This window comes from Nakamurella sp. (assembly GCF_048594475.1).
Lineage (GTDB): Bacteria > Actinomycetota > Actinomycetes > Mycobacteriales > Nakamurellaceae > Nakamurella.
Genome location: NZ_JBMDXT010000339.1, coordinates 1 through 1,867, shown reverse-complemented (window position 1 = coordinate 1,867; position 1,867 = coordinate 1). Strand labels below are relative to the sequence as shown.

The following is a 1,867-nucleotide window of genomic DNA, read 5'->3' as shown; positions in this document are numbered from 1 at the left end:
GGATCAGGGCGAGGCGGTCGGCCCGCCGCTATTGGGGCCGGCGGGTCGGGTCGTCCACACCCCCCATGGTGCCGGGTGCCGGGTGCCGGGTGCCGGGTGCCGGGTGCCGGGTGCCGGGTGCCGGGTGCCGGGTGCCGGGCGCCGGGTGCCGGGCGCTGTGGTCCGGGCGGCGCGTGGCCCGGGGGAGAATGGGGCGGTGACGACCTCGACGGACCCGACCGATCCCGTGACCGGGCTCGCCCCCCAACGCCCGGACGCCCCGGCCATGGTGGTCACCGACCTCGACGGCACGCTGCTCGACGAGTCCGGAATGAAGATCAGCGAGCGCAACATGGACGCGCTCAACCGGGCCGCGGCGGCCGGCGCCCACGTCGTCATCGCGACCGGCCGGCCCATCTGGTGGCTGGGCCCGGTGATCGAGGCCGGCTTCACCGGGATCGCCGTGTGCATGAACGGCGCCGTCGTCTACGACGTCGCGGCCAACGAGATCATCGCGGCCTCCCCGCTGACGCCCGACACGATGCAGTCCTTCGTCACCGGGCTGGAGCGGGAGACCGACACGTTCTCGCTGGCCGTGGAGCGGCTGGGCATCTCCCTGCAGGCCTGCATCGCCGAGCACGACTACGACCACCCGTGGGCCTTCGGCTACTTCCAGCGCGCCGACCGGGCCGACCTGCTGGCCGAGCCGGCGGCCAAGCTGCTCGTGCGCGGCCGTGAGGACTCCCGCTCGCTGGCGCTGGCCGCCCGCGCCGTCGGCGCGGAGGAGGTCTCCATCACCTACTCCACCGACGACGGTCTGATCGAGGTGGCCGCGGCCGGTGTCAACAAGGGCACCGCACTGGCCGAGCTGGCCGCGCGGTGGGGGATCGACCGGCAGGACGTCGTCGCGTTCGGGGACATGCCTAACGACCTGGAGATGCTGCACTGGGCGGGGTTCAGCGTCGGGATGGGCAACGGGCATCCGGACGTGCACGCGATCGTCAGCGAGGTCGGCGCGCAGCACCACGAGGACGCGGTGGCGCAGATCCTCGAACGCTGGTTCTGACCGGATCGTCTCCTCCCTGGGGAGGAGACGACCGGTCCCAGGACCCGTCCGGCGCCCGATGCGGGTGGGCGCGCCGGCTTCCTACGCTGATCGGACCGCCCGGGTGACCGGCCGGTGATCCGACGGACCGGAACTCGGAAAGGACGCTCGTGTCCGCAGCCCTCCCTGCCCCCGCCCGCCGCCGGCAGCTGCCCGGCCGGCTCCTGGCCGGTGTCGTCGTCGCCCTCACGCTGATCACCGCCTTCGTGCCCGCCTGGGTCGGCGCCCGGTGGCCGGGCAGCGGGGCGGTCCGGCTGGGTTCGCTCGTCGACGCCGTGCGCGCGGGATTCCTGGCGACCCTGACGGCCGGCTCCGGACCGGCCGATGCCCTGGTGCAGGCCGCGGCCTTCTGGCAGGGCTTCCACCTGGCCAAGGCGCTGGCCGGCGGCCTGCTGCTCGGCGCCCTGATCGCGGCCGGTGTCCGGCTCGCCGGCCGGCGGTCCGCCGCGGTCGGGTGGCGTCGCCGCGGATCTCGGGCGGCGGCCGGACCGTTGCTGGTCGCGGCGGCCGCGGTGGCCCTGCTGATCGTCGTCGCCAACGTGCAGGGTGCCGTGGCCCCGCTCGCCTCGGTGCTGACCTTCCTGCCGGTCGGCGGCGCCGACCCGGCCGTGGCGGCGGCGTCCGCCCGGCTGGCCGGCGAACTCCGACACGGCCCGCTCGAGCCGGCGGCCGCCGCGCTGCTGGCCGACTTCCGGCTCTATCACCAGGTTCTCGTCGGGTGTGCGGCGCTCGTCGGCCTCGGCCTGGCGCTGGCCCTGGTCGTGGTCGGCCGGGCGATCCGGG

General features: G+C 75.5%; 2 protein-coding genes. Both read left to right on the top strand.

The genetic code is table 11. The annotated features are described in order from the left end of the window. Positions 1-196 precede the first annotated feature (196 nt). Positions 197-1,045 (top strand): HAD family hydrolase, encoded by an 849-nt coding sequence (locus tag ACOJUF_RS15415; protein WP_420122711.1) that lies wholly within the window; start codon positions 197-199, stop codon positions 1,043-1,045. Positions 1,046-1,194: 149 nt separating this feature from the next. Next, a partial coding sequence (locus ACOJUF_RS15410; RefSeq protein ID WP_420122710.1) for a hypothetical protein occupies positions 1,195-1,867 on the top strand: 673 nt, incomplete at its 3' end.